The organism is Methyloversatilis universalis FAM5 (assembly GCF_000214035.2).
GTDB lineage: Bacteria > Pseudomonadota > Gammaproteobacteria > Burkholderiales > Rhodocyclaceae > Methyloversatilis > Methyloversatilis universalis.
Map to the genome: position 1 here is coordinate 24,372 of NZ_AFHG01000050.1, position 23,178 is coordinate 47,549.

Sequence of the window (23,178 nt, forward strand, 5' to 3'; positions counted from 1 at the left end):
TTCAGACCCTCTGCACGTCGACGCGGTTGTCGGAATAGGTGCCGGCCTGGCCGAGATTGCAGTGCCGGGTCGAGGTGGTCGAGTTGACCGCGGTGCCGCTGCGGTTCAGCCCGGGCCAGTGGCCGACATTGGTCATCATCAGGCCGGGTGACACGTCCTCGCTGACCTCGGCGCGCGCCTCGAAGGCGCCACGCTCGTTGAACACCCTCACATAGCTGCCCTGTTCGATGCTGCGCGGGCCGGCGTCCATCGGGTGGATGACGATGATCTGTTCGCCCTGGCGGCGCTGCTGCGTCGGCTCGTTCGCGTACTGCGTGTTCAGGAAGGCGTGCGGCTTGGGCGACACCAGATTGATCGGGAAGGCGCTGGCGCCGTCCGGCAGCATGGTTTCGACCGACGGGATGTAGTTCGGCACCGGATCGACCGACGTGCCCGGCTGCATCGCCTCGTAGCCGGAGCGCCACACCGGTACGACGAAGTTGCCGCCGGCGGCCAGGCTGGACGCGAATTCGCACTTGCCCGAGGGCGTCCTGAAGTCGCCGGTGGCGTGCGGCGTGCGCTCGTCCGGCAGGCCGACGTCGAGCCGCATCCAGCCCTTTTCCTTCAGTGCTTCCAGCGTGATGCCCTTCATCACCGGCGCGTCCCAGTCGTAGCAGCGGCGCAGCATGTCCCAGTCGTCGAGGTCCCAGTGCTCGTCGGTGAAACCCATGGTCTTCGCCAGCCGGCGGAACAGTTCGACGTTCGGTACGCATTCGCCCGGCGGCGCGATCGCCGGCTGGTTCAGGTGCATGTAGAGGTGGCCCCAGGTCACCATGATGTCCAGCTGTTCGGCCTGCATGGTCGCCGGCAGCAGGATGTCGGCGTACTTGGCGGTGTCGGTGATGAACAGTTCGCTGCACACCATGAACAGGTCTTCGCGCTGCAGCCCTTCGACGATGGTGCCGGCGCCCGGCGCCTGCGACACCGGGTTGGAGTTGTAGACGAACAGCGACTTGATCGGCGGGTCGAGCGGCATCGCGCCGGTCAGCGCGGCGCCGAGCTCCAGTTCGTTGATTACGCGGGTGCCCGGCGGAATCCAGTCCGGCCGGCACATGAAGTCGAACTTGAACGGGAATTCCCAGATCGGCATTTCGATGGTGCCGCCGCCCGGGTAGCGCCAGGCGCCGGTCAGCGCCGGCAGGCAGGTGATGGCGCGCACCGCGTCGCCGCCGCCCGGGCTGCGCTCGACCGCCACGCCCTGCCGGATCGCCGAGCGCTGCGTGCCGGCGTATTCGCGCGCCAGCGTCAGGATGTCGACCACCGGAATGCCGGTGATCTCGGATACCCGCTCGGGCGGGAATTCCTCCGCGCGCGCCTTCAGCTGGTCGAAGCCCAGCGTGTATTTCTCGACGTAGTCGTGGTCGTACAGGTCCTCGCTGATGATCACGTTCATCATGCCCAGCGCCAGCGCGGCATCGGTGCCCGGCCTGATGCGGATATGCCAGTCGGCCTGCTTGGCGGTGCGGGTGCGCACCGGGTCGATCACCACAATCTTGGCGCCGGCCGCCTTGGCCTTCAGCACGAAGGGCCAGCCATGCAGATTGGTGTTGAGCATGTTCATGCCCCACACGATGATGTACTTCGACACCGCGAGACTTTCGACGTCCATGCCGCCGGTCGGCCCCACGGTCATGATCCAGGCGGTCGATGAACCGGATTCGCAATAGGTCTTCTCGGCCACGGTCGAACCCAGCCGGTTGAAGAAGGCGTCACCGGCGGTCAGGCCGTTCAGCGTGCCCTGATGGCCGAGATAGGCGTGCGGCATGATGGCCTGGGTGCCGTACTCGGCGATGATGTCGGTCCACCTCGACTTGATCGTCGCCAGCGCCTCGTCCCAGCTGATGCGCTCGAACATGCCCGAACCCTTGGGCCCGACCCGCTTCATCGGGTAGAGCAGGCGGTCCGGGTTGTAGTGGTGCTCGGCGAAGTTCTTCAGCTTCACGCACAGCCCGCCACGCGTCATCGGGTGATCCGGATCACCGGTCACCTCGACCAGCCTGCCGTCCTCGACGTGGTACAGGAAGGCACAGGTATCGGGGCAGTCCTGCGGACAGGCGCCCCGTACGACAAGGGTTTCGCTCGAATGGGTGGACATGGCTTTCTCCCGGTGGAAAAGGTGACAAGGGGTGGATGGACGGGCCCTCTGCGGAGCCCGGTCCCGATGTCTGCCGGATGAAAGTTAGTCAGCGCTGCGGAAGGGAGACAGGGCCAGTTCGAGAAAAAACGATGGTGCCAGCGGCCTCGCCCGCGCCGGGCTCAGTGGCCGAGCGCTGCCGCCAGCGCGTCGATGCCGCCTTCGATCTGCGCTTCGGCCAGATGGGTATAGCCCAGCATCAGGCAGCGTTCGTGTGCCGGCAGCAGTTCGTGGAACCAGGCAGGACTGTCGGCCAGCGGATAGACGCCGGTGCCGAGGCGGCGCGCGGCCGTTTGTACCTCGCTTGCCGGCGGACAGGCGTCGGGCAGATGCAGCAGCACGTGCTGGCCAGCGTCCGCCCCCTGCACGCGGACGTCGGGCAGCCGCGCGCGCAGCGCGCTGATCAGTGCGTTACGGCGCGCTTCGTGCGCGGTGCGCAGCCGGCGCAGATGGGTGTCGTAACTGCCGTCGCGGATGAACTGCGTCAGTGCCGCCTGCTCAAGCCAGGGCAGGCCGTTGTCCATCAGCGACTTGATGGTGGTGGCGGTGCGCACCAGATCGCGCGGCAGCACCATGTAGCCGATGCGCAGGCCGGGTCCGAGCGAGCGGGTGAATGAATTCACGTAGATGACGCAGCCGTTGCGGTCCAGCGACTGCAGCGTGGGCAGCGGCGCGCCTTCGTAGCGGAAGTCGGCGTCGTAGTCGATTTCCAGGATGTAGGCACCGTTGCGCGCCGCCCATTCCAGCAGCGCCAGCCGGCGGTGCAGCGGCATGGTGACACCGGTCGGAAACTGGTGCGAGGGCGTGACATAGACCAGCTTCACCCGGCGCTGCGGCAGCTGCCGCACTTCCACGCCATGCGCGTCCACGGTGACCGGAATCACCTGCGCACCATAGCTTTCGAACAGGAAAGCCGCGCCGCGGTAGGTGGGCGCTTCCATCACCACCGGCGTGCGGGTGCCGACGAAAAGATGGGCCACCAGGTCTATGCCCTGCTGGAAGCCGGCCACCAGCATCACCTGTTCGGCGGAGGCGACCATGCCGCGCGTGCTGGCCAGATGGTTCACGATGAGCTGGCGCAGTTCGGGCAGGCCGGCCGGGTGGCTGTACTCGCTCATGCGCTCGGCGGCTCCGCCCAGGCATTCGGTGATCAGCCTGCGCCAGGTGCGCTCCGGGAAGCTGCGCGGGTCGATGCGGCCGAACACGAAGTCGGCGTCCAGTTCGGGCTGCGCCGGCCGGTGCAGGCCGGTCAGCCCGCGTCCGCCGTAGGGCAGCGGCAGGTTGAGTGCGCGGTGCTCGGCGCCGCTGCGCAGATCGTCGTGGCTGTCCGGCGAGCGGATGAGGTGGTCGGGCAGCGTGCGGGCAACGAAGGTGCCGACCGCGCGCTCGGTATACAGGTAGCCCTGCGCGATCAGCTCGTCGTAGGCGGCAGTGACCGTGTTGCGCGACACACCGAGCTGGCGGCCGAGGTCGCGCGTGGCCGGTACGGCCGCGCCCGGCGGCAGCATCCGGTGCTCGATGAGCGCCCGCATCTGCGCAACGATCTGCGCCTGCAGCGTGCTGCCGAGCGACGGGTCGAGGAGGATGGGTAGATGCACGGGGTGTGACTCGATTGAACGCGCACCGGAGACCGGCCCGGCCGCGCATGCACGCAGATTAGCAGCAGCGCGGCCCGCGCCGGTCTATACCGAAGAACACCGCAGAATCAGAAAACGCATCGCAGCCGCCTGGCAGACGACGGAATGCGGTGCACGAAGCACAGGAGACGACATGACGGCCCTCGACAGGGGAAGCTGGGCGCTGGTGACCGGTGCATCCGGTGGACTGGGCGCCGAGTTCGCGCAGCTGCTTGCGGAGCGCGGATGCAATCTGGTGCTGGTGGCACGCAGCGCCGAGGCGCTGACCGTGCTGGCGGAGACGCTGGCCCGCGCGCACGGTGTTGCAGTGCACGTGGAAGTGCTCGATCTGGCGCTGCCGGACGCAGCGGCCGAGCTGAAACGGCGCACCGACCGGCAGGGGCTGCGCATCGACGTGCTGATCAACAACGCGGGCGTCGGCGTGCATGGCGATTTCGCCGGGGCCGATCCGCAGCGACTGCAGCAGATGCTGGATCTCAACGTGTCGGCGCTCACCCGGCTGGCGCGGCTGTACGGCGAGGACATGCGCCGGCGCGGCCGCGGTCACATGCTGCTGGTGTCCAGTCTGCTTGGCTTCATGGCCTCGCCGGTCTATGCCGCCTACGCCGCGACCAAGGCCTATGTGCTCAGCCTGGGCGAGGCGCTGCACGACGAACTGGCGCCGCACGGCGTCACGGTCACCGTGCTGGCGCCCGGCCTGACCGATACCGCCTTCACCCGCACCGCCGGCCACAAGGTGTCGGCCACGCTCGCGCTGATGCGGATGAAGCCCCGGCCGGTGGCCGAAGCCGGCCTGCGCGCGCTGGAGGCCGGGCGCGCCTGCGTGGTGCCCGGCGTCATGAACAAGCTGTCCGCATGGTCGACGCGCTTCACGCCGCGCAGCGTGCATCGCCGCATCATGCAGGCGCTGCTGGCCTGAGCGGCCGACCGGCCGCGCTCAGCCGGCGCGGCGGAAGGTGAGATTGATGCGGCAGGCGCCGGTCAGCGGATGTTCCGCGTGCATCAGCGGCTGCACGCCGTGGAACACGAAGCGTGAGGGGCCGCCCCACACCACCACGTCGCCATGGACCAGACGCAGTCTGCGCACCGGGTCGCTGCGCTGCAGGCCACCGAACAGGAAGGTCGCGGGTATGCCCAGCGACACCGATACGATGGGGGCGCACTCGTCACGCTCGTTGCGGTCCTGATGCAGCGTGAGCCGGGTGCCCGGCTGATAGCGGTTGATCAGGCAGGCGTCCGGTACGAAGCCGGGAAAGCCGGCACGTTCGGCGGCGTCCCGCGCCAGCGCGACGAAGAGCTCGGGCAGCGCGGGCCAGGGGTGACCGGTGTGCGGGTCGCGCGCGGTGTAGCGATAGCCGCCTTCGTCCGAATGCCAGCCCAGCGTGCCGCAGCTGGTGGTGGCGACCGACATGCGATGGCCGCCCGGCGTGACCAGATGACGGAAGGGCGACGCCGCCGCAATGTCATGCACCGCGGCCACCAGCGCGTCGCCGCGACTGCGCGCGTGACCGCGCAGCAGCGCCGCACCCGGCGCCAGAGGCTGCAGACCGGCTTCGCGCTCCTGCTCGTCGAACAGATCCATCAGTCGCCGCGTTCCCGGTCCAGCAGTGCCCGCTTGCGCGCCACGCCCCAACGGTAGCCGGACAGGCTGCCGTCGGTGCGCACCACGCGGTGGCAGGGCACCGCCACCGCCAGCGTATTGGCGGCGCAGGCGCTGGCCACCGCGCGCACCGCGGCCGGTGCGCCGATGCGCTGTGCCAGTTCGCTGTAGCTCACGGTGGCGCCCGGTGGAATCGCGCGCAGCGCCGCCCATACCCGCTGCTGGAAGGCGGTGCCGCGGATATCCAGCGGCAGCGCCAGGCCGATGCCCGGTGCCTCGACGAAGCCGGCCACTTCCGCCACCCGGCGTGCGAAGGCCGGATCGTCGCCGGTCAGGCGCGCCTGCGGAAAGCGGTCCTGCAGCGCACGCGCCAGCGCGTCCGGGTCGTCGCCGAGCGCGATCTCGCACACGCCGCGCCCGCTCTCGGCCACCAGCAGGGCGCCCAGCGCGCACTGCGCGATCGCGAAGCGGATGTCGGTGTCGGCGCCGCCCGCGCGGTAGCGGCGTGGCGTCATGCCCAGCGGCTGCGCCGACTTTTCATACACGCGGCTGGTCGAGCCGTAGCCGGCGTCGACGATGGCTGCGGTCACCGAGGCCCCGTCGGCCAGACGTGCGCGCAGCCGCTCCGCACGGCGGGCGGCCGCCCAGGCGCGCGGGGTCAGGCCGGTGTGCGCCTTGAACACGCGCAGCAGGTGGAAGCGGCTGAGCCCGGCCGACGCGGCCAGCGCGTCCAGCGACGGAACGGTGTCGGCGGCGTCGATCTGCCGGCACAGGGCCGCGACCAGCGCCGCCTGCCTTTCGGCCAGCGGCGGCAGATCCGGGCGGCAGCGCCGGCAGGGGCGGAAGCCGGCCGCTTCCGCGTCGGCCGCGCTTGCGTGAAAGCCCACGTTTTCCGGTCGCGGCGTACGCGCGCCGCAGGACGGGCGGCAATACACGCCGGTGCTGCGGACCGAGTAGAAGAAGCGCCCGTCGGCCGTGGCGTCGCGCGTGCGCACCGCGGCCCAGCGCGGATCGGCCAGTGTGGCGGCGGCGCGCGCGCGGACGGAGGCCGGCTGCGAGCCGGTAGGAGAGAGCAGGGGCGGCGTCGTCGTGTTCATCGTGATGCCATCGTTCCGTAGCGGCACGCAGGGTGCCGATGGACGGACCTTAATCGTCGCATGTCCGGCGCGCACTCCGCGGCTTGCTTTCGAATTCGTGCTTGCCGCGCCGGGCCTGGCTGCCGATACTCGGTCGCCATGAACGCGCCCGATTTCCGCGAAGCCGAACGCTTCCTCGCCGCGCTGGACCCGGACTGGGCGGCGCTGGTCGCCACCGTCGGTCCCTGCCTGCACGCGCCCAAGCCGCTGCGCGAGCCCTGGCAGGCGCTGCTGCGCGCGGTCGCCTACCAGCAGCTCAGCGTGCGCGCCGGCGACACGATGATCGCGCGCTTTCTTGCGCTCTATGGCGACGTCGCCTTTCCGTCGCCGCAGCAGGTGTGCGACACGCCGGTCGAGGCGCTGCGTGCATGCGGCTTTTCCGGCCGCAAGGCGGACACGCTGCGCGCCATCGCGGCGGCCGCGCTCGACGGCACGGTGCCGTCGCTGGCCGAGGCGCTCACGCTGGGCGACGACGCGCTGGTCGCCCGGCTCACCCCGCTGCACGGCATCGGCCGGTGGACGGTGGACATGATGCTCATCTACACGCTGGGCCGCACCGACCTGCTGCCGGCGGACGATCTGGGCGTGCGCGACGGCTACCGCCGGCTGCGCAGGCTGGACAGACCGCCGACACCGCGGCAGATGAGCGCGCTGGCGCTGCCCTGGTCGCCGCACCGCACCGCCGCCAGCTGGTATCTGTGGCGGGTGCCGCGCACCGTCTGAGGTCGGCGCCTACCAGTACTTCTCGAACAGCATGGTGCCCGGGCTGCCGCGCCGGCAGGGCGTGAAGCCGCGCGCCGACAGCAGCGCCCGCATGTCGGTGGTGAACGCCGGATTGCCGCACACCATGACCCGGCTGCCGGTCGGTTCCAGCGCGGCGTCGGCCGCCGACTGCAGCAGGCGGTCATCGATCAGCCGGGGAATGCGGCCGCTCAGCGTGCCGCCCACGGTGTCGCGCGTGACCACCGGCAGGTAGTGCAGCCGTCCGCCGGACGCGGCCACCGCCGCCTCGATCTCGTCGCGGTAGCTCAGTTCGTCGGCCCGGCGCACGCTGTGCACCAGCACCGCGCGACGGTGGCGGTCCAGCGCACCCGGCGTACGCAGCAGCGAGACGTAGGGCCCGATGCCGGTACCGGTGGCGAGCATCCACAGCGTGTCGCCGGGTGCGAGCTGGCTTTCCAGGAAGAAACCGAATACCGCCTGTTCCAGCAGCACCGGGTCGCCCTCGCCCAGCCGCGCCAGCTGCGAGGTGAAGGCGCCGTCCGGCACCCGTACCAGCACGATTTCCAGCGCCTCGTCGTCCGGCGCGGACACGATGGAGTAGGGGCGCCACACCGCGCTGGCCGGCGTCTCCACCGGCAGGCCCAGCCGCAGGTAGTGGCCGGGCTGGAAGCGGAAACCGGCCGGCCGCTCGATGCGCAGCGACCACAGGTCCGCGGTCCAGCGGCGGATGGCGCGTATGCGCTGCGCGCTCGCCTGCGGCACGCGTGACGGGGTGGCGGGTGATGCGGTGGCGGAGTCGTTCATGGCCTGCTCCTTCGACGCGTCCTTCGCGGTGCTTCTGCCGGAAGGCTCCATCCGGATGACAGCGGCCACGCGCCATCGGTTCGCGTCAGGTTTGCGCCAGCGCAAGGCGGGGCGGCAGGCGCAGGCACAGACTGGCGCGTCCGCATCCGCGCACTTCGCCGGCAAGGAGGCCCGCCATGAGCGCCCGTCACCGTCAGCTGCCCCTCGTCTATGCCTGCTCCGGCTGTTCCAGCGCGGCGCAGATGGCCAATCACATCGCGGTGAAGCTGGACCGCAGCGAACGGGCGGAAATGTCCTGCATCGCCGGCGTGGGCGGCGACGTCGAACCGCTGCTGCGGGTCGCGCTGTCAGGCCGCCCGATACTGGCGCTCGACGGCTGCCCGCTGGAATGCGTGCGCCACAGCCTGGCGCGGCACGATCTGCAGCCGGACCGTCACCTGCGGCTGCACGAACACGGCGTGCGCAAGCGTCAGCACGGCGAATTCGACGAGGACGAAGCGCAGCGGCTGTACGAGCGGGCCGCAGTGCTGGCCGACGAGCTGGCCGACGCGCTGGTCGCAGCAGCGGCGCCGGGCGATCCGGGTCCGGTCTGATCCGCGTCAACACGGTCCCGCCCTGCGCTGCTTGACTGGAAGTTCCACTCAGCGAGGAGAAGGGCATGAAGGATGGAGCGAAGCGTCGGTGCGGGCCGAAGGGCGCTAGGGGTCGTGCACTCGGTGGCACACTCGGTCGCGCATGCAGGGGTCGGGCTGTGGCCGCCGGGTTGGCGCTGGCTGCGATGCTGGCGGTCAGCGGTCCGGCCGGCGCGGTGTCACGGCTCACCTTTTCCGGCGTGGTGGACAGCCTGAGCGCAGGTGATGCGATTCCGGGCATCGCGGTCGGCGATGCGGTGTCCGGCTCGCTGCTGTTCGATCCGGCGGTGGCCGACGGCCAGCCGCTGAACTGGATGGGCTACTACCCTGGGGCCATTACCGGCTTCAGCGCCACCCTCGGGTCGCAGCACTACACCCAGTACACCGCGCAGGCGCCGAACAGCGAAATCGACGTGATCAATGACGAGTTCGTGCTCGGTCTGTATCGCGACACCCTGCTGTTCCGCGTGGCGGTGGTCGAGGCGGCGACGCCGGATCTGCCGCGCTTCTTCCAGCTCACCTTCGGCAACAGCACCGCCGCGCCGTCGTCCTCGCTCACCGGTGACGACGTGCCGGCCAGCTGGGCTGCGGGCAGTTTCGCGCTGCAGCGCGGCTTCATCACCGAGCTGCCGCCGGGCGCCAGCCAGGGCAACAACTTCGTGCTGAACGCGGTCGAGGTGGCGCCGGTGCCGGAGCCGCGCATGTCGCTGCTCATGCTGGCCGGCCTGTCTATGCTGTGGCTGGGCGCCCGCCTGAGCGAGCGCCGCCGCGCTGAGGCGCCGGGGAAGGGGGCGAGGGCTTACTGCGGCATCGCGCCCATGGCAGCCGGATTGAAGGGCTGGCCGTTCACCGTGAACTGGCCCTTGCTGAAGGCGGCCTTCACCGTGAGCTGACCGTTGGTGCGGCTGACCAGACCCTGGTCGACGAAGGTGGTGAGCTGCTGGTCGAACAGGGCGTTGGCCATCGCGGCGACTTCCTGCGGGTCCGCCTCTTCGCCGTAGCTGGCGTAGATCTGGCCCTGGTTGCGGCCGGACACGGTTTCGCGCACCAGTACTTCGGGCAGCGACAGTTCGCCGGCAGCGTCGAGCTTGGCCAGCAGGCCGAGCGGATTCGACAGGTCATCCGGCGTGATGCCGGCAAGCGCGACGCGGGCGTTCAGCGAAGCCGGGCCCTGCGGCGTGTTGAAGGCGAGGCGGTCGATCGCGATCACCGGCGCATGGCCCAGCAGTTCCAGCGCCGGACCCATCAGCTGGCCCATCTGGGCCTGCATGGCCTCCGGATTCAGCATGGTTTGCGGGTCGGACGACATCGCGACGAAGCTGCGGTACATGCGCGAGGCGGTCTGGGCGTGCAGGTGACGGAAGGAGAAGTCGTAGTGCGCCGGCCCGTAGTTCGCGCCGGCCACGGTCAGCTTTTCGCTGCCGATGCGGGCGATCAGGTCAATGAAATCGCCCTGCTTCGGAATGTCGACCTCATAGACGACCTTGGCCAGTTCCACCGGCGGCAGCGTGCCACTCGGATCATGAATGCCGAAGCTGTCCAGTGTGAAGCGCTGGGTGCCGGTGTAGAGCAGCGGATCGTCGGCGAACAGCCGCGCCTGGTCGCCGCTGAAATTCAGGCCCTGCATCACGATGCGCCCGCCCTTGGCGTCGGTCATTTCCATCTTCGGTGCGCTGCCCTGCAGCGTGTAGCGGGCCATGCCCTCGGCGAAATCGACGCGGGCGGTAATGCCGTCCCACACCACGCGCAGGGCGTCCGACGGATCGCTGACCGGCAGATCGAAGGTGAAGCCCGGGCTGCTGAAATCCGAGCGGCCGCCGCCGGCGAAGTGATAGACGGTGCGGACCTCGATCGGCTTCCGGTCGCCGAACACTTTCTTCACCCATTCCTTCGCTTCGCCTTCGAGCACCAGTTCGGCCTGCGCGACGCCGGCGTCGAATTCGGCGCCGCCCAGCCACGGGCCGTGGCGGATGTCGGAGCGCACGGTGATCTTCACCGCCTCCATTGCCGGGCCGCCGGCCTGCTGCATCGCGCGGGTGACATCGCCCATCAGTTCGAAGGTGACGGTTTCGGTCGACGAGAACAGACCACGCTGGTAGTCGCGCTTCACCACCTTGATGCTGGGGATGCCTTCGACCTGTTTTGCCTGGTCATTCAGAGAGGTTTCGATGCGCTGGCCGAGATACCAGGCACTGCCGGTGTAGGCAACGGGAAGGGCGATCGCGGCGATCAGGGCGGCTTTTTTCATGGTTCGGATAATCCCTGTGTGAACGGACGGTCTGATGCGGCGCGCATCATGACACGGTGCTTTTGATTCACCCGTGAAATCTTCGGGCTGTCCGAACAACGGCAGGGCTTCCGTACTCCTGAAGCGGCGAAACAGTTATTTGCCGGCCTGCTGCGCCCCCAGCGGACGTGTGGCCAGGTCGGGTGACGGATCGCGCGCGAGATCGGGCAGGCAGGCGATCAGCAGGGCCAGCCCGAACAGGGCGGCGGCGGTGCGGGTGCTCATGTTCATCTGGGGCGGATGTCGGTGGCGGAAAAAAAGACCGGCGCACGGGGCGCCGGTTGCGTTCGCCCGGTACGGACGAACACCATGAGGAGACGTTGCCCCGGGCCGCTGTCGCGCGGCGCCGGGTCGGCGGCTGCGGGTGCTCAGTTCTTCATCAGCTTGAACACCCACATCGACCCGCCCTGGTTCAGGTAATTGACCTTCTTCGCGACGTCGCCACCCCACAGCGGCACCGCGCCGCCCCAGCCGGCGGTGACTGCGACGTACTGCTCACCGTCCTGTTCCCAGGTGATCGGCGGCGCGACGATGCCGGTGCCGACCTGGAAGGACCACAGCTCCTTGCCGGTCTTCGCGTCCGCCGCCTTCAGCAGGCCTTCCGGCGTGCCCCAGAACACCAGACCGCCCTTGGTGGTCAGCACGCCGCCCCACAGCGGCGCGTTGTTGGTGACTTCCCACACGATCTTGCCGGTCTTCGGGTCGATCGCGCGCAGCGCGCCGATGTAGTCGCCGCCGATGTCCTTCGGGTCGGCGGTCTTGATGGTGAAGCCGGCACCGAGATAGGCCGCGCCCTTCTTGTAGCTGATCGGCTCGTTCCAGATGTCCATGCTCCATTCATTGGACGGCACGTAGAACAGGCCGGTGTCCGGGCTGTAGGCCATGGGCATCTGGTTCTTGCCGCCGAGGAAGGACGGCGACACGTGCACCGACGATCCCTTCTTGCCGTCCTCGCTGGCGGTCGGGTCGCCCGGGCGCTTGGCCGGGTCGTAGATCGGGCGGCCGTTCTCGTCCAGACCCTTGGCCCAGTCCAGCTTCTTCACGAAGGGGAAGCCGCGCTCGAACTTGCCGGTGTTCGCGTCCAGCACGTAGAAGAAGCCGTTGCGGTCAGCCTTGGCGCCCAGCCGCTTGCCGCCGGCGTCGAAGGTGACGAATTCGTTGGTGCCGTCGTAGTCCCAGCCGTCGTTCGGCGTGCCCTGGAAGTGCCACTTGATCTGGCCGGTGGCGACGTCGATGGCCACCGTCGAGCAGGAGTACAGGTTGTCGCCCGGGCGCAGATGGCTGTTCCACGGCGCCGGGTTGCCGGTGCCGAAATAGGCGAGGCCGGTCTTCGCGTCGAAGGTGCCGCCCAGCCAGGTGGCCGCACCGCCGGTCTTCCACAGGTCGCCCTGCCAGCTCGCGTTGGTGGTGCCGCTGATGCCGTTGTCGACCTTGTTGCCGGACTCGTCGAACTTGTAGCCCATGTGGCCTTCGATGGTCGGGCGTACCCACACCATCTTGCCGGTCTTCGCGTCGCGCGCCTCGACCCGGCCGATGATGCCGAATTCGCCGCCGGACACGCCGGTCAGCACCAGACCCTTGGCAATGATGGGCGCGGCGGACGACGAATAGCCGGCCTGGTAATCGTCGATCTTTTCCTTCCACACCACCTTGCCGGTGTTCTGGTCGAGCGCAACCAGCTGGGCGTCCAGCGTGGCGTAGATGACCAGATTGTCATAGACGGCGGCGCCGCGGTTGATCACGTCGCAGCAGGGCATGATGCCTTCGGGCAGCCGGTGCTCGTAGGACCACAGCTTGCGGCCGGTCTTGGCGTCGAGCGCGAACAGCCGCGAGTAGGACGCGGTGATGAACATCTTGCCGCCGACGATCAGTGGCTGCGCTTCCTGGCCGCGCTGCTTCTCGCCGCCGTAGGAGAAGGACCAGGCCGGCACCAGCCGCTTGATGTTCTTCGCGTTGATCTTCGCCAGCGGGCTGTAGCGCTGGCCTTCGGTGCCCAGACCCCAGGTCAGTACGTCGCCGGTGCTGCGGGCGTCGTTCTCGATGTCGGCGGTGGTGACGCCGGCGTGGGCCGGCGTGCCTTGTGTCAGGGCGGCCAGCACGAAGGCGGCGAGGACATGCGGTTTCATCTTCCTGTCTCCAGTGGGGCGGCTCGGCGACCGCGGACGCAGCGACTGCGCAAGCGCTGTGCCAGTGACGGGAAAGCATCCCGTTTGATGACGTCGGATTGCCGAAGAACCAGTGTGGATGTGCTTTCGACGCGCATGCCTGAAGTCCGGCGGGCGATCAGCAGCCGGCAGCAGGCGGACAGGAATCGAACGAGCGACGAGGTGGAAGCGTCCGGATTCCGGACTGCGCGATCGGCATGAAACGGATCACGGCAGGCCCTACACTTCAGGGATCACGTCGTCATCCCGGAGCCGGCATGAAAATCCGTCTGCTGCTGTCATGCGCCTGCCTGTCGTGGCTGTCGGTCGCCGCCGCGGGCATTCCCGCCGACGGTCGCCACTGCGGGCTTACCCGGCCGCCAGCCGATGCCGGTGCCTATGTCACGCCCGGCGGCTTCCTGCTGGTGTGGCCGCGCAACGCTGGCTTTGCCCGCGATTACAGCGGCTGCCGCACGCTGTGGGTGATGCAGTCGGCGGACGATACGCCGCTGCTGATGCGGCTCTACTTCCCCGGCGGCCGCCTGGAGGCGGTACAGGGCTTCGACGGCCGCGGCGGCCAGAGCGCGCGCACCTGCGTCCGCCCCTTCGACGCGCCCGGCTGTGGCGGCATCGAAGGCAATCCGCTGACCGCGCCTGACCTGCCGACCTGGCCGCGGCTTTGCACAGAACAGCCGGAGCACCCGGCCTGCCGGCGCGATCCCGAATGAAGCGGCTGGCGCTGTGCTTGCTGATGCTGGTCGCGCTGCCGGTGCAGGCGGACGATGTCGACGCTTTCCTCGGCCGCTTCCGCAGCGCGCTCATGGCGCGCGATGCCGCGGCCATCGCCGACCTCACGCAACTGCCCTTCCTGTACGAAGGGCGCCGGCTTGACCGCGCCACCTTCATCCGCGCGGTGCCGGTACTGTTCGACGCGCGGCTCAGCCGCTGTCTGGCGCAGGCGCGCCCGCTGACCGAAGGGCAGGACCGCCTGCTGCACTGCGCGCCCTATACCTTCTACCTGCGCACCGGCGCCGACCGCCGCTGGCGGCTGGCGGAATTCAATGCCGACGGCGAGGACCTGCCATGAACTGGCACACCGTCTATGACCTTTCGACTGCCGATGCCCACGAGTACATCGGCTTCGTGCTGTTCGGCGCCGGCATGCTGGTGCTGGCCGGCGGCTTCCTGTGGCGGGCGCGACGGCGCGGCGAGCGTTCGCCCACCGCCAAGGTGGTGGCCGGCTTCGGCGTGCTGGTGGCGGTGCTGGGCTATGGCGTGAACACCTGGGACCAGAACCGGCTGGCCACTCACCTGGCGGCAGGCGAGGTGCAGACGGTCGAGGGTGCGGTGTTCGCCCACGCGCGCTGGCGCGAGGACATCACCGACAGCCGGCGTGACAGCACGCGTCGCTACCGGCACTGGGAGCGGGTGGTGGTCGGTGGCGTCACCTTCATCTGGCCGCCGGGTGCGCAGCAGCCCGGCTTCACCAACGCGCAGACGCCGCCGCTGGATCTGCACGACGGTCAGTGGCTGCGCATCACCTGGGTCGAGGACGTGGCGGACGAAGCGTCGCAGCGCCGCATCGTGAAGCTGGAAACCGGCGATCCACCCGCTGGCTACGCGGCCCCGGCGGCCGGCGGCTTCGGTGTGCCGACCGCGGTGCTGCCCGGTGCGCCCTATCCGTCGGTGCTGAAATGAAGTCCTTTCACCGTCGTACCGCACGACCGGCACCGCAGCCTGCAGCCGCCGTGAAGGCGCCGCCGGACCGCGGCGGTCAGGTGCGCATTGACGCGCTACTGGTGACGCGCGGTCTGGCGCCGTCGCGTGCTGCGGCGCAGCGGCTGGTCGATGCCGGCGTCGTGAGTGTGGACGGATCGCCCGTGCTCCGGGCATCGCAGACCGTGGCGCCCGATTGCTGCGTCGCCGTATCGGACGCGGACTGAGCGCGGTCAACTGGCGCCGGGCCGCGGGGCGCTATATATATGCGCCCGGCGTCGTCGCGGCGCCGCGCACGACCACACGAGAACCGTCATGAACGCCACTGCACGCCAGCCCGGACCGGGCGAACTACAGCCCCTGTTCAATCTGTACAACGCAGGCCGCCTGGCCGAGGCGGTGACTGCCGCGCGCCAGCTGGCCGCCCGCTACCCGGCTGCGGTGGTGGTGCACAGCGTGCTCGGTTCCGCGCTGGCTGCGCTGGGCCGGCTGGACGAGGCCGAGCAGGCGTTCGCCGGCGCGGTGAAGGCCAATCCCGGCTCGGCCGAACTGCTGTCCAACCTCGGCCTGGTGCAGCAGCAGCGCGGCCGGCTGCAGGAGGCGTTGAGCACCTACACCCGGGCGCTCGCCATCCGCCGCGATTTTCCGGAACTGCTGTACAACCTGGGTGTGGTGCAGGACGCGCTGGGCCGGCTGGACGAGGCCGCGACCAGCTACCGGCGCGCGATCGCGCTGCAGCCGCGCTTCGCGGTGGCGCTGTTCAATCTGGGCAGCGTGCTCGACCGCCAGGGCGCACGCGGCGAGGCGATCGAGGTCTACCGGCGCGCGGTCGAGGCCGAACCCGGCTTCGTCGAAGCCTGGTCGAATCTCGGCGCGGCGCTGCAGCAGTCGGGCGAGGCGGAACAGGCGGTGCGCTGCTACCAGAAGGCGCTGGACATCCAGCCCACCGCCACCGCCTGGTTCAACCTCGGTACCGCGCAGCGTGCCTTCGGCCTGATCATGGATGCCGCCGAAAGCTATCGCCGCGCGATCGCGCTGGCGCCGGAATATGCCGACGCGCACAGCAATCTCGGCGAAATCCTGCGCGACCAGGGCGACGGCGAAGGCACGCTGGCCGCCTTCCGTGCCGCGCTGGCGATCGACCCCGATCACGGCGGCGCGCATTACAACCTCGGTCTGCTGCATCACGACCTGCACGAGTACGACAAGGCGCTGCCCTGTTTCGAAAAGGCGGGTGTGCTCGATGCCGATGACCGCGTGCTGTACTGCCTGTACAAGCTGCGCCGCAGCGACGAATTCGAGGCGCGGCTGCAGGCCCGTCTGGGCGAACGCCACCGCTCGCCGATGCTGGCCACGCTGTCGGCCCATCACGCGACCAACCGGCGCCGGCCCGACCCCTACCGCTTCTGTCCGGACCCGATCGCGCTGGTGCATCACGCCCGTCTCGACCCGCTGACCGATCCGGCGGACAGCCTGCGCAGCGATCTGCTGCGCGACATCACGCAGGCCGACATCCAGGCGCGCAAGCAGGGCCGGCTGCACTACGGCGTGCAGTCGTCCGGCCACCTGTTCCGCCGGCCGGAAGCCTCGATCGCGCGGCTGGTCGAGCTGATCCGCGACGAGATCGAGCGCTACCGGCAGCGGCTGATTGGTGAGGACTGCGTGTACGCGCAGGACTTTCCGCCGACCACCGAATTCGCCAGTTCCTGGTACGTGAAAATGAGTCGGGGCGGCCATCTGACCTCGCACATCCACGAAGAGGGCTGGCTGTCCGGCGTGCTCTATCTCGCCATGCCGTCGGACCGGCCCGAGGGCAGCACCGCCGGCGGCATCGAATTCAGCACCGACGGTGACGACTACCCGCGCGAGCACGACGACTTTCCGCGCAGGACCCTGCTGCCCGAGGTGGGCGACATCGTGCTGTTCCCGTCCTCGCTGTTCCACCGCACGATTCCCTTCCAGTCGAACGAGGAACGCATCTGCATCGCCTTCGACGTGAAGCCCGTTGCGGCAGGCGACTGAGCGCCGGATGAGTCCCGCGCCGGAACACGCCCGTTTCGAAGCGCGGATACGCATCGTGTTCCTGCTGGCCGTGCTCGTCGTGGCCGGCATGTCGGTCACCGCGTGGACGGTGGTGCATGACGCCCACGTCGCCGCCCTGCGTCTGGCGTCCGCCCACGAGCTGCTGAACGGACTGGCCCGCACCCGGGCCGAAACGCTGCAGGTGGAACTGAGCACCCAGGGCTTCAGGCTCACCGGCGATCCGGCGCGGCTGGCGGAGCGTGACCGTGCCATGCTCCGGCGTGAAGAGGTGATGACACGGGTGCGCGAACTGATTGCCGATGATCCGGTGCAAGGCGCACGCTGGGCCGACCTGAAGGCGGTGATCGACCAGCGCATCGCGCTGTCGCGGCAGATTGAGATGCTGCGCAAGACCGGGGGCGAGGCCGCGGCGAGCGCCTTCGTCGCTACCGCGCCGCTGAAGCAGACGCGTGAGCGCATCGACGGGCTGCTCGGCGACATGGACGACGCGCAGCGCCGCCAGCTCAGGCAGCGCACCGCCGCCCAGCTGAGGACGCGCGACGCGCTGGTCGGTGCCGGTGTTGCGGTCGTCATCCTGCTGTGTGCGCTGCTCGGTGCCACCTATGTGCTGATCCGTCAGCGGCTGCGCAACAGCGAGGATCACCTGCGCAACGTGATCAGCCGGACGCCGGCCATCATTGCTCATGTGGATGCACGTCAGCGATACGTGTATGTCAATGCCCGATATCTCGAACGGTTTGCACCCGGACGCAGCGACCTGACCGGCCTGACCGTGCGCGAGGTGATCGGTGAAGCGCGCTACGCGGTCGTGGCGCCGCTGATCGGGCGCGTGCTGCAGGGCGAGCCGCAGGACTATGACTGGGAGCCCTTTCCAGGCGAGTGGCAGTTCATCAGTTATCTGCCGCGCTTCGATGAACGGGGCCAGGTGACCGGTTACTACGTACTGGGGGCCGACATTACCGGCCGCAAGCGGGCGGAGGCGCGGATACGCCAGCTCAATGGCGAACTGGAACAGCGCGTCGGTGAACTGGAGCGGGTGAGTCGTGCGCTGCGCACGCTGAGCGCCGGCAACCGCGCCATGCTGCGCGCGACCGGCGAGCACGATCTGCTGGACAGCATGTGCCGCGAACTGGTCGACAAGGGCGGCTACCCGATGGCCGCGGTGTGGCTCAGCGATGCCGGCGGGGCGCTGGTGCCGACCGCGCAGTGCGGGCATCCGGGCGGCATGGACGCGCTGATCGCCGCCTCCGCCGCCGAGGCGGCGCCGGTCATCGAGGCGCTGCAGGCAGGAGACCGCATCGCCTGCTTCGCTCAGGACTGTCTGCCGCTACCGCTTGACGCGCTGGAGGGCGGTCCGGTGATGGCGTGTGCGCTGCGGGCGGGCGACCAGCTGATCGGCGTGCTGGCGGTGCGCGTGCCGGCGGACGGTGACGGCCGGGAGGACCGGTCGCTGATACGCGAGTCGGCGGACGATCTGGCCTATGGCGTGACCAGCCTGCGCACCCGTGAACAGATGTACCGGCTCACCCAGTACGACACGCTGACCGGGCTGCCGAACCAGATGCTGTTCGGCGAACTGCTGACGGCGGAACTGGAAGACAGCCTGCGGATGGCGCGGCCGTTCGCGCTGCTGCAGATGAATATCGAGCGGCTGAGCGAAATCAACGACGCGCTCGGCTTCGGTCAGGGCGATGACATGCTGAAGGAGTTCGGCCGGCGGCTGGGCGAGGTGGCGCCGCCCGGTGCCAGCATCGCCCGTCTGCGCGGCGACGAGTTCGCGCTGCTGCTGCCGGCCAGCGGGCGCGCGGCCGCACTGGCGATGGCACAGCGGCTGCGCGCCGTCCTGTCGCAGCCCTTCGCGCTGGCCGAACTGCCGATCGAGGTGTCCACCCGCATCGGCATCGCGCTGTATCCGGACCACGGCTCGACACCGCACGACCTGTTCAGGCATATGGACATCGCGGTGCGGCACGCCAAGAAGCGCGGTGTCGACTGCATGGTGTTCGACCCGGACTGCTATCAGGGGCCGTCGCACCGGCTGAACATGGCCGGCGAACTGAGGCGCGCGATCGAGGCGGGCGATCTGAGACTGCATCTGCAGCCCAAGGTCGACATGCGCAGCGGTCGCGTATGCGGTGCCGAGGCGCTGGTGCGCTGGCAGCATCCGCAGCGAGGCCTGATACCGCCGGCCGAATTCATCCCGCTGGCCGAACAGACCGGCCTGATACAGCCACTCACCGAATGGGTGCTCGAGCGCGCGCTGCAGCTGAACGCCGGGTGGGAGGCGGTCGGGCGCGCGCTGCCGATCGCGGTGAACCTGTCGGCCCGTTCGCTGCGCGACGAGGATCTGGTGGACCGGATCCGGCAGATGCTGGGCCACTGGACCACGCGCAGCGGGCTGCTGGAGATCGAAATCACCGAAAGCGCGCTGATGGAGGATGCCGAGTTCGCGCTGGGCGTGCTGAACGGTCTGCGCGCGGAAGGCCTGCGACTCTATATCGACGACTTCGGCACCGGCTATTCGTCGCTGAGCTATCTGCTCAAGCTGCCGGTGGACTGCATCAAGATCGACCAGTCCTTCGTGCGCGCGATGACCGGCAGCAGCGAGTCCGCGGTCATCGTGCGGTCTACCGTCGATCTGGCGCACGACCTGGGCCGCAAGGTGGTGGCCGAGGGTGTTGAAACGCGGCAGCACTGGGATGCGCTGGCCGCGCTCGGCTGCGACGTGGCCCAGGGCTATCTGATCGCCCGGCCGATGCCGGCCGAACAGTTCCAGGACTGGGTGGGCGGCTTCCGCAGCCCCGAACCGCCGGACGACGATCAGGGCTTCGCGGGCGTCTAGAGACGTCGGCCCGCCGCGCCGCTTCAGCCGCCGCCGAGGCGCTCGCCCGCCACCGTCCGGCCGGGCAGGAGCAGGGTGACCGACAGTCCGGGCCGCGCATCCGACAGCAGGATGCGGCCGCGGTGCAGGGTCACCACCGACTGCACCAGACTCAGGCCCAGACCCAGGCCGGGTGTGCTGCGCGCGCTGTCCAGCCGGTACAGGCGCTCGAACACCCGTTCGCGTTCGGCCGCCGGAATGCCCGGCCCCTGGTCGCTCACCTCGATGCGCCAGCCCTCGCCCGCCGGCGTCAGCGCGAGCCGCACCTGGCCGCCGGCCGGGCTGTACTTGATCGCGTTGTCGATCAGATTGAGCAGCACCTGGAACAGCAGGTCGCGGTGACCGGTGCAGGGTGCCTGCGGCGGCACCGACAGGTCCAGCGTCAGCCCGCGTTCCTCGGCCAGCGCCTCCATCAGTTCGGCCGCGTCGCGCACCAGCCGCGCCAGGTCGATGTCGGTGAATTCGCTGCGCAGCAGACCGGAGTCGACCCGGGCGATGCGCAGCAGCGACTGGAAGGTGGACAGCACCTGGTCGATGTCGGTCAGATTGCGCTCCAGCCAGTCCGGCAGTTCGTCGGCGGCCGGCGGGTGGCGCAGCGCCGCCTCCAGCCGCGCGCGGTGCCGGGTGAGCGGCGAGCGCAGGTCGTGCGCGATGTTGTCGGTGGCGCCGCGCACGCTGGCGATCAGGCCTTCGATCCGGTCCAGCATGGCGTTCAGGGTCTGCGCGAGGCGGTCGAACTCGTCCTTTAACTCGTCCTTCTCCCGGCCTTCGGCGCCGAGCGGAATGCGGTGCTGCAGGTCGCCGTCCATGATCTGTTGCGCCGCACGCCGTATGGTTTCGACTGGCCTCAGCGCGGCGCGGGTGAGCAGCCAGCCGCCGGCCAGGGACAGCAGCAGCATGATGCCGAAGCTGGCGAGTGCCGCATGGCGGATGTCGCTGCGCACCTTCTCGACTTCATATTCGTCAAAGCCCACCAGCAGCCGGCTGCCGTCCGGCAGGCGCTGCCAGCGGGCGACGATGTCGGTGTGGCCGGCGTGGCGCAGGCTGGGCAGGCGCAGCGGTTCGCCTTCGCGTCCGGCCTCGGCCGGCCAGTGATCCAGATTGCCGACCAGCGCGCGGCCCTGCGCGTCTTCCAGCCGGTACAGCCGGTCGTGGTCGGGCGAGCGCATGTCCAGCCGCTGGCCGATCAGGCCGGTGATGCCGCGCACGCCGTCGACCCGGTATTCGGCGGCCAGGATGTCCAGTTCCGCTTCCACGCTTTCCTCGACGTGACCCAGCATGTACTGGCCGGCCAGCCAGCTCACCAGCACCAGCAGCAGCGCGAAGCCACTGGCCAGCAGTGCGGCGTTGGCCAGCGTGAGCCGGGCGGCGGTGCCGAGTTTCATGCGTCCGCCTCGGCCAGCGCGCGGCGCCGGCCGTCGATCAGCGCGCGGGCGATGCCGGGCAGTGCGCAGCCGGTATGCGCTTCGAGCGCGGCGGCGCGCTGCGCGAGCCGGGTTTCGCTGAGCCTGAAGGCGTCGCCGCGGGCGGCGAACACCACGCGGTTGTCGCCGTCGGCGGTGATGACCACGCTGACCGAGCGGGCGAAGCTGGCGGCGATGCGTTCGACCCACACGCCGACCAGCGGATCGCGCGCATACATGTTCATCGCCATCACGCCACCGTCGGCCAGCGCGGCGTGGCAGTCGTCGAAGAAGCGGGGCGTGGTGAGCGCCGCTGCCATGCCGCCGATGTCGAAGCCATCGACCCACAGCAGGTCGAGCGCGCCGTCCTGGGTGGCCACCCAGTCGGCCCCGTCGGCCTGCAGCACGGTGAGCCGCGCGTCGTCCGGCGGTATGCGGAAGCGGTCGCGCAGCGCGATCACTTCGGGCGAAATTTCCGCCACCGTCATGCACGCCTGCGGCAGCAGGCGGTGCGCCGCCTTCACCAGCGAACCGCCGCCCAGACCGATCAGGCCGATGTGGCGCGGCGACGGCACGAACAGCAGCGACGCCAGCATCAGGCGCGAATACTCGAGCACCAGACGCTGCGGGTCGGCCGCGTCCATCGTGCTCTGCACCGCCAGTTCGCTGAAGGCCAGCGTGAGCTGGCCGTCCTGTTCGACCAGATAGGGCTGGCCGGCTTCGGCGCTGCGCTCCGGCATCATGACGGCGTGCGCAGGCAGTAGCCGCTGCCGCGCAGCGTGTGGATGAGCGGTGCCCAGGGCGCGCGGTCGATCTTGGCGCGCAGCCGGGAAATGTGGACGTCGATCACATTGGTCTGCGGATCGAAGTGGTAGTCCCACACGCCTTCCAGCAGCATGGTGCGGGTGACCAGCTGGTTGGCGTGGCGCATCAGGAATTCGAGTACCCGGTATTCCTGCGGCTTGAGCGGAATGTCCTCGCCGGCGCGCTTGACCTGGTGGGTCATGCGGTCCAGCTCCAGATCGGCCACCCGCAGCACCGATTCGGCCGCCGGCATCAGGCCGCGCCGGGTGATCACCTCCAGCCGCGCCTCCAGTTCCGACATCGCGAAGGGCTTGACCAGATAGTCGTCGCCGCCGGCGCGCAGGCCGCGTATGCGTTCATCGACATGGGACAGCGCGCTCAGGATGAGTACCGGCACGCGCGAGCCGGTGGCGCGCAGCGCGGCCAGCATCGCCAGTCCGTCCATCTGCGGCATCAGCCGGTCGAGCACGATGGCGTCGTACTGTTCGCCGGTGGCCAGGAACAGGCCTTCGCGGCCGTTCGGCGCGTGATCGACCACATGGCCGGACTCGCGCAGGCCGCGGCAGATGAAGCCGGCGATTTCGTTGTCGTCCTCGACCACCAGGATGCGCATGGTTGTTCCGTCGATGTCAGTCGGTGCCGGCGAGCCGGTGCAGCAGCGCCATGCCGATGTGGCCGCCGAGGTACAGGTAGAGCAGCGGTGCAGCCAGTTCGTGCAGTTCGCCGATGCGGTGCGCAGTGTCGCTGGCCGCGCCCACCCACCAGATGGCCGCGCCGGTGACACAGAACCAGCCGATCAGCGCCAGCCCCATGATCTGGACCGCCCGTGCCAGGGCATGGGTGGCGCTTGCCGGCGGCAGACGCAGCGCGACCGCTCCGGTCAGCACGAGGCGCGATTGTGCCAGCACCGCGTTCAGGCCGGAGGGGCCGGCGGCGCGGCGGCGCCACCACAGCCCGGCCGCCACCGCCAGCGCAGCCAGCCCGGCGATCAGTCCGCCCCATTCGTGCAGTTCGAACATGAGGCGGCCGGCGGCGTCGCCTTCGCGCCACGGCTTGCTCATCCATTCCGGGCTGACGGTCTGGAACAGCACGGTCAGCGCGAGCGCGCCGTGCGCCAGACGGCGCGGCAGGCTCCAGCGGCTGTGATCGGTGTCCGGGGTATCGCTGTGCATGAAAGGTCTCCCTGTGTAGCGGG

The 23,178-nt window shown here is 69.5% G+C and carries 22 protein-coding genes; 10 read left to right on the forward strand and 12 right to left on the reverse strand.

Going from position 1 to position 23,178, the window contains the following annotated elements:
• Position 1 precedes the first annotated feature (1 nt).
• Both METUNV1_RS10750 and pdxR read right to left on the reverse strand, forming a co-directional pair.
• The gene (locus METUNV1_RS10750) at positions 2-2,134 is read right to left on the reverse strand and encodes a molybdopterin-containing oxidoreductase family protein (RefSeq protein WP_008061621.1); all 2,133 of its coding nucleotides are present in this window, start codon (positions 2,132-2,134) and stop codon (positions 2-4) included.
• A gap of 161 nt (positions 2,135-2,295) precedes the next feature.
• A complete protein-coding gene (gene pdxR / locus METUNV1_RS10755) occupies positions 2,296-3,771 on the reverse strand; it encodes a MocR-like pyridoxine biosynthesis transcription factor PdxR (protein WP_008061622.1) in 1,476 nt (491 codons plus the stop codon).
• Positions 3,772-3,943: 172 nt separating this feature from the next.
• Between pdxR and METUNV1_RS10760 the strand changes: the two genes are divergently transcribed.
• Positions 3,944-4,729 carry an SDR family NAD(P)-dependent oxidoreductase gene (locus tag METUNV1_RS10760; protein ID WP_008061623.1) on the forward strand — a complete coding sequence of 262 codons (786 nt, stop codon included), beginning with the start codon at positions 3,944-3,946 and terminating at the stop codon, positions 4,727-4,729.
• Between the two features lie 18 nt (positions 4,730-4,747).
• On the opposite strand, the gene alkB is transcribed toward METUNV1_RS10760, so the two are convergent.
• Together alkB and ada are read right to left on the reverse strand one after the other, a co-directional pair.
• Entirely contained in the window at positions 4,748-5,392 is a 645-nt protein-coding gene (gene alkB, locus METUNV1_RS10765) for a DNA oxidative demethylase AlkB (RefSeq protein WP_008061625.1), read from the reverse strand.
• Entirely contained in the window at positions 5,392-6,507 is a 1,116-nt protein-coding gene (gene ada / locus METUNV1_RS10770; RefSeq protein WP_008061626.1) for a bifunctional DNA-binding transcriptional regulator/O6-methylguanine-DNA methyltransferase Ada, read from the reverse strand. The genes alkB and ada overlap by 1 nt, the downstream gene beginning before the upstream one ends.
• 138 nt (positions 6,508-6,645) lie before the next feature.
• Between ada and METUNV1_RS10775 the strand changes: the two genes are divergently transcribed.
• Positions 6,646-7,269: a DNA-3-methyladenine glycosylase family protein gene (locus tag METUNV1_RS10775; protein ID WP_008061627.1), complete on the forward strand. Its 624-nt coding sequence runs from the start codon at positions 6,646-6,648 to the stop codon at positions 7,267-7,269.
• Between the two features lie 9 nt (positions 7,270-7,278).
• Here METUNV1_RS10775 and METUNV1_RS10780 read toward each other — a convergent pair whose 3' ends face one another.
• The gene (locus METUNV1_RS10780; protein ID WP_008061628.1) at positions 7,279-8,073 is read right to left on the reverse strand and encodes a ferredoxin--NADP reductase; all 795 of its coding nucleotides are present in this window, start codon (positions 8,071-8,073) and stop codon (positions 7,279-7,281) included.
• A 176-nt stretch (positions 8,074-8,249) separates the two neighbouring features.
• Between METUNV1_RS10780 and METUNV1_RS10785 the strand changes: the two genes are divergently transcribed.
• On the forward strand, positions 8,250-8,666 hold the full coding sequence (locus tag METUNV1_RS10785; RefSeq protein WP_043359717.1) for a putative zinc-binding protein: 417 nt from the start codon (positions 8,250-8,252) through the stop codon (positions 8,664-8,666).
• A 158-nt stretch (positions 8,667-8,824) separates the two neighbouring features.
• Positions 8,825-9,598 carry a hypothetical protein gene (locus METUNV1_RS10790; RefSeq protein WP_232416332.1) on the forward strand — a complete coding sequence of 258 codons (774 nt, stop codon included), beginning with the start codon at positions 8,825-8,827 and terminating at the stop codon, positions 9,596-9,598.
• Here the strand turns inward: METUNV1_RS10790 and METUNV1_RS10795 are convergent.
• The 3 genes from METUNV1_RS10795 to METUNV1_RS10800 form a co-directional block, all read right to left on the reverse strand.
• Positions 9,505-10,953 carry a YdgA family protein gene (locus METUNV1_RS10795; RefSeq protein ID WP_008061633.1) on the reverse strand — a complete coding sequence of 483 codons (1,449 nt, stop codon included), beginning with the start codon at positions 10,951-10,953 and terminating at the stop codon, positions 9,505-9,507. The genes METUNV1_RS10790 and METUNV1_RS10795 overlap by 94 nt on opposite strands.
• Before the next feature lie 135 nt (positions 10,954-11,088).
• Positions 11,089-11,217 carry a hypothetical protein gene (locus METUNV1_RS20110; protein WP_269746557.1) on the reverse strand — a complete coding sequence of 43 codons (129 nt, stop codon included), beginning with the start codon at positions 11,215-11,217 and terminating at the stop codon, positions 11,089-11,091.
• A 143-nt stretch (positions 11,218-11,360) separates the two neighbouring features.
• The gene (locus tag METUNV1_RS10800; protein ID WP_008061637.1) at positions 11,361-13,118 is read right to left on the reverse strand and encodes a methanol/ethanol family PQQ-dependent dehydrogenase; all 1,758 of its coding nucleotides are present in this window, start codon (positions 13,116-13,118) and stop codon (positions 11,361-11,363) included.
• A 296-nt stretch (positions 13,119-13,414) separates the two neighbouring features.
• Here METUNV1_RS10800 and METUNV1_RS10805 point away from each other — a divergent pair, with 296 nt between their 5' ends.
• The 6 genes from METUNV1_RS10805 to METUNV1_RS10830 all read left to right on the forward strand — a co-directional run bounded on the left by METUNV1_RS10805 (position 13,415) and on the right by METUNV1_RS10830 (position 19,737).
• Positions 13,415-13,864 carry a hypothetical protein gene (locus tag METUNV1_RS10805; RefSeq protein WP_008061642.1) on the forward strand — a complete coding sequence of 150 codons (450 nt, stop codon included), beginning with the start codon at positions 13,415-13,417 and terminating at the stop codon, positions 13,862-13,864.
• Complete coding sequence (locus METUNV1_RS10810; RefSeq protein WP_008061644.1) at positions 13,861-14,223, forward strand: hypothetical protein; 363 nt, start codon at positions 13,861-13,863, stop codon at positions 14,221-14,223. The genes METUNV1_RS10805 and METUNV1_RS10810 overlap by 4 nt, the downstream gene beginning before the upstream one ends.
• Positions 14,220-14,834, forward strand: coding sequence for a hypothetical protein (locus tag METUNV1_RS10815; protein ID WP_008061646.1), 615 nt, complete (start codon positions 14,220-14,222; stop codon positions 14,832-14,834). Before METUNV1_RS10810 ends, METUNV1_RS10815 begins: the two co-directional genes overlap by 4 nt.
• Entirely contained in the window at positions 14,831-15,079 is a 249-nt protein-coding gene (locus METUNV1_RS10820) for a S4 domain-containing protein (RefSeq protein ID WP_008061648.1), read from the forward strand. The genes METUNV1_RS10815 and METUNV1_RS10820 overlap by 4 nt, the downstream gene beginning before the upstream one ends.
• Positions 15,080-15,167: 88 nt before the next feature.
• Positions 15,168-16,874, forward strand: a complete 1,707-nt coding sequence (locus tag METUNV1_RS10825) for a tetratricopeptide repeat protein (protein WP_008061650.1) — start codon at positions 15,168-15,170, stop codon at positions 16,872-16,874.
• A 7-nt stretch (positions 16,875-16,881) separates the two neighbouring features.
• A complete protein-coding gene (locus METUNV1_RS10830) occupies positions 16,882-19,737 on the forward strand; it encodes an EAL domain-containing protein (protein WP_043359719.1) in 2,856 nt (951 codons plus the stop codon).
• Positions 19,738-19,760: 23 nt separating this feature from the next.
• On the opposite strand, the gene METUNV1_RS10835 is transcribed toward METUNV1_RS10830, so the two are convergent.
• The 4 genes from METUNV1_RS10835 to METUNV1_RS10850 are packed head-to-tail and all read right to left on the reverse strand — an operon-like array spanning position 19,761 to position 23,155.
• Positions 19,761-21,161, reverse strand: coding sequence for a sensor histidine kinase (locus METUNV1_RS10835; protein ID WP_008061654.1), 1,401 nt, complete (start codon positions 21,159-21,161; stop codon positions 19,761-19,763).
• Positions 21,158-21,922 (reverse strand): class I SAM-dependent methyltransferase, encoded by a 765-nt coding sequence (locus tag METUNV1_RS10840; protein WP_008061660.1) that lies wholly within the window; start codon positions 21,920-21,922, stop codon positions 21,158-21,160. The genes METUNV1_RS10835 and METUNV1_RS10840 overlap by 4 nt, the downstream gene beginning before the upstream one ends.
• Entirely contained in the window at positions 21,919-22,596 is a 678-nt protein-coding gene (locus tag METUNV1_RS10845; protein ID WP_008061666.1) for a response regulator transcription factor, read from the reverse strand. Before METUNV1_RS10845 ends, METUNV1_RS10840 begins: the two co-directional genes overlap by 4 nt.
• A gap of 16 nt (positions 22,597-22,612) precedes the next feature.
• Positions 22,613-23,155, reverse strand: a complete 543-nt coding sequence (locus METUNV1_RS10850) for a cytochrome b/b6 domain-containing protein (RefSeq protein ID WP_008061668.1) — start codon at positions 23,153-23,155, stop codon at positions 22,613-22,615.
• Positions 23,156-23,178: the final 23 nt, after the last annotated feature.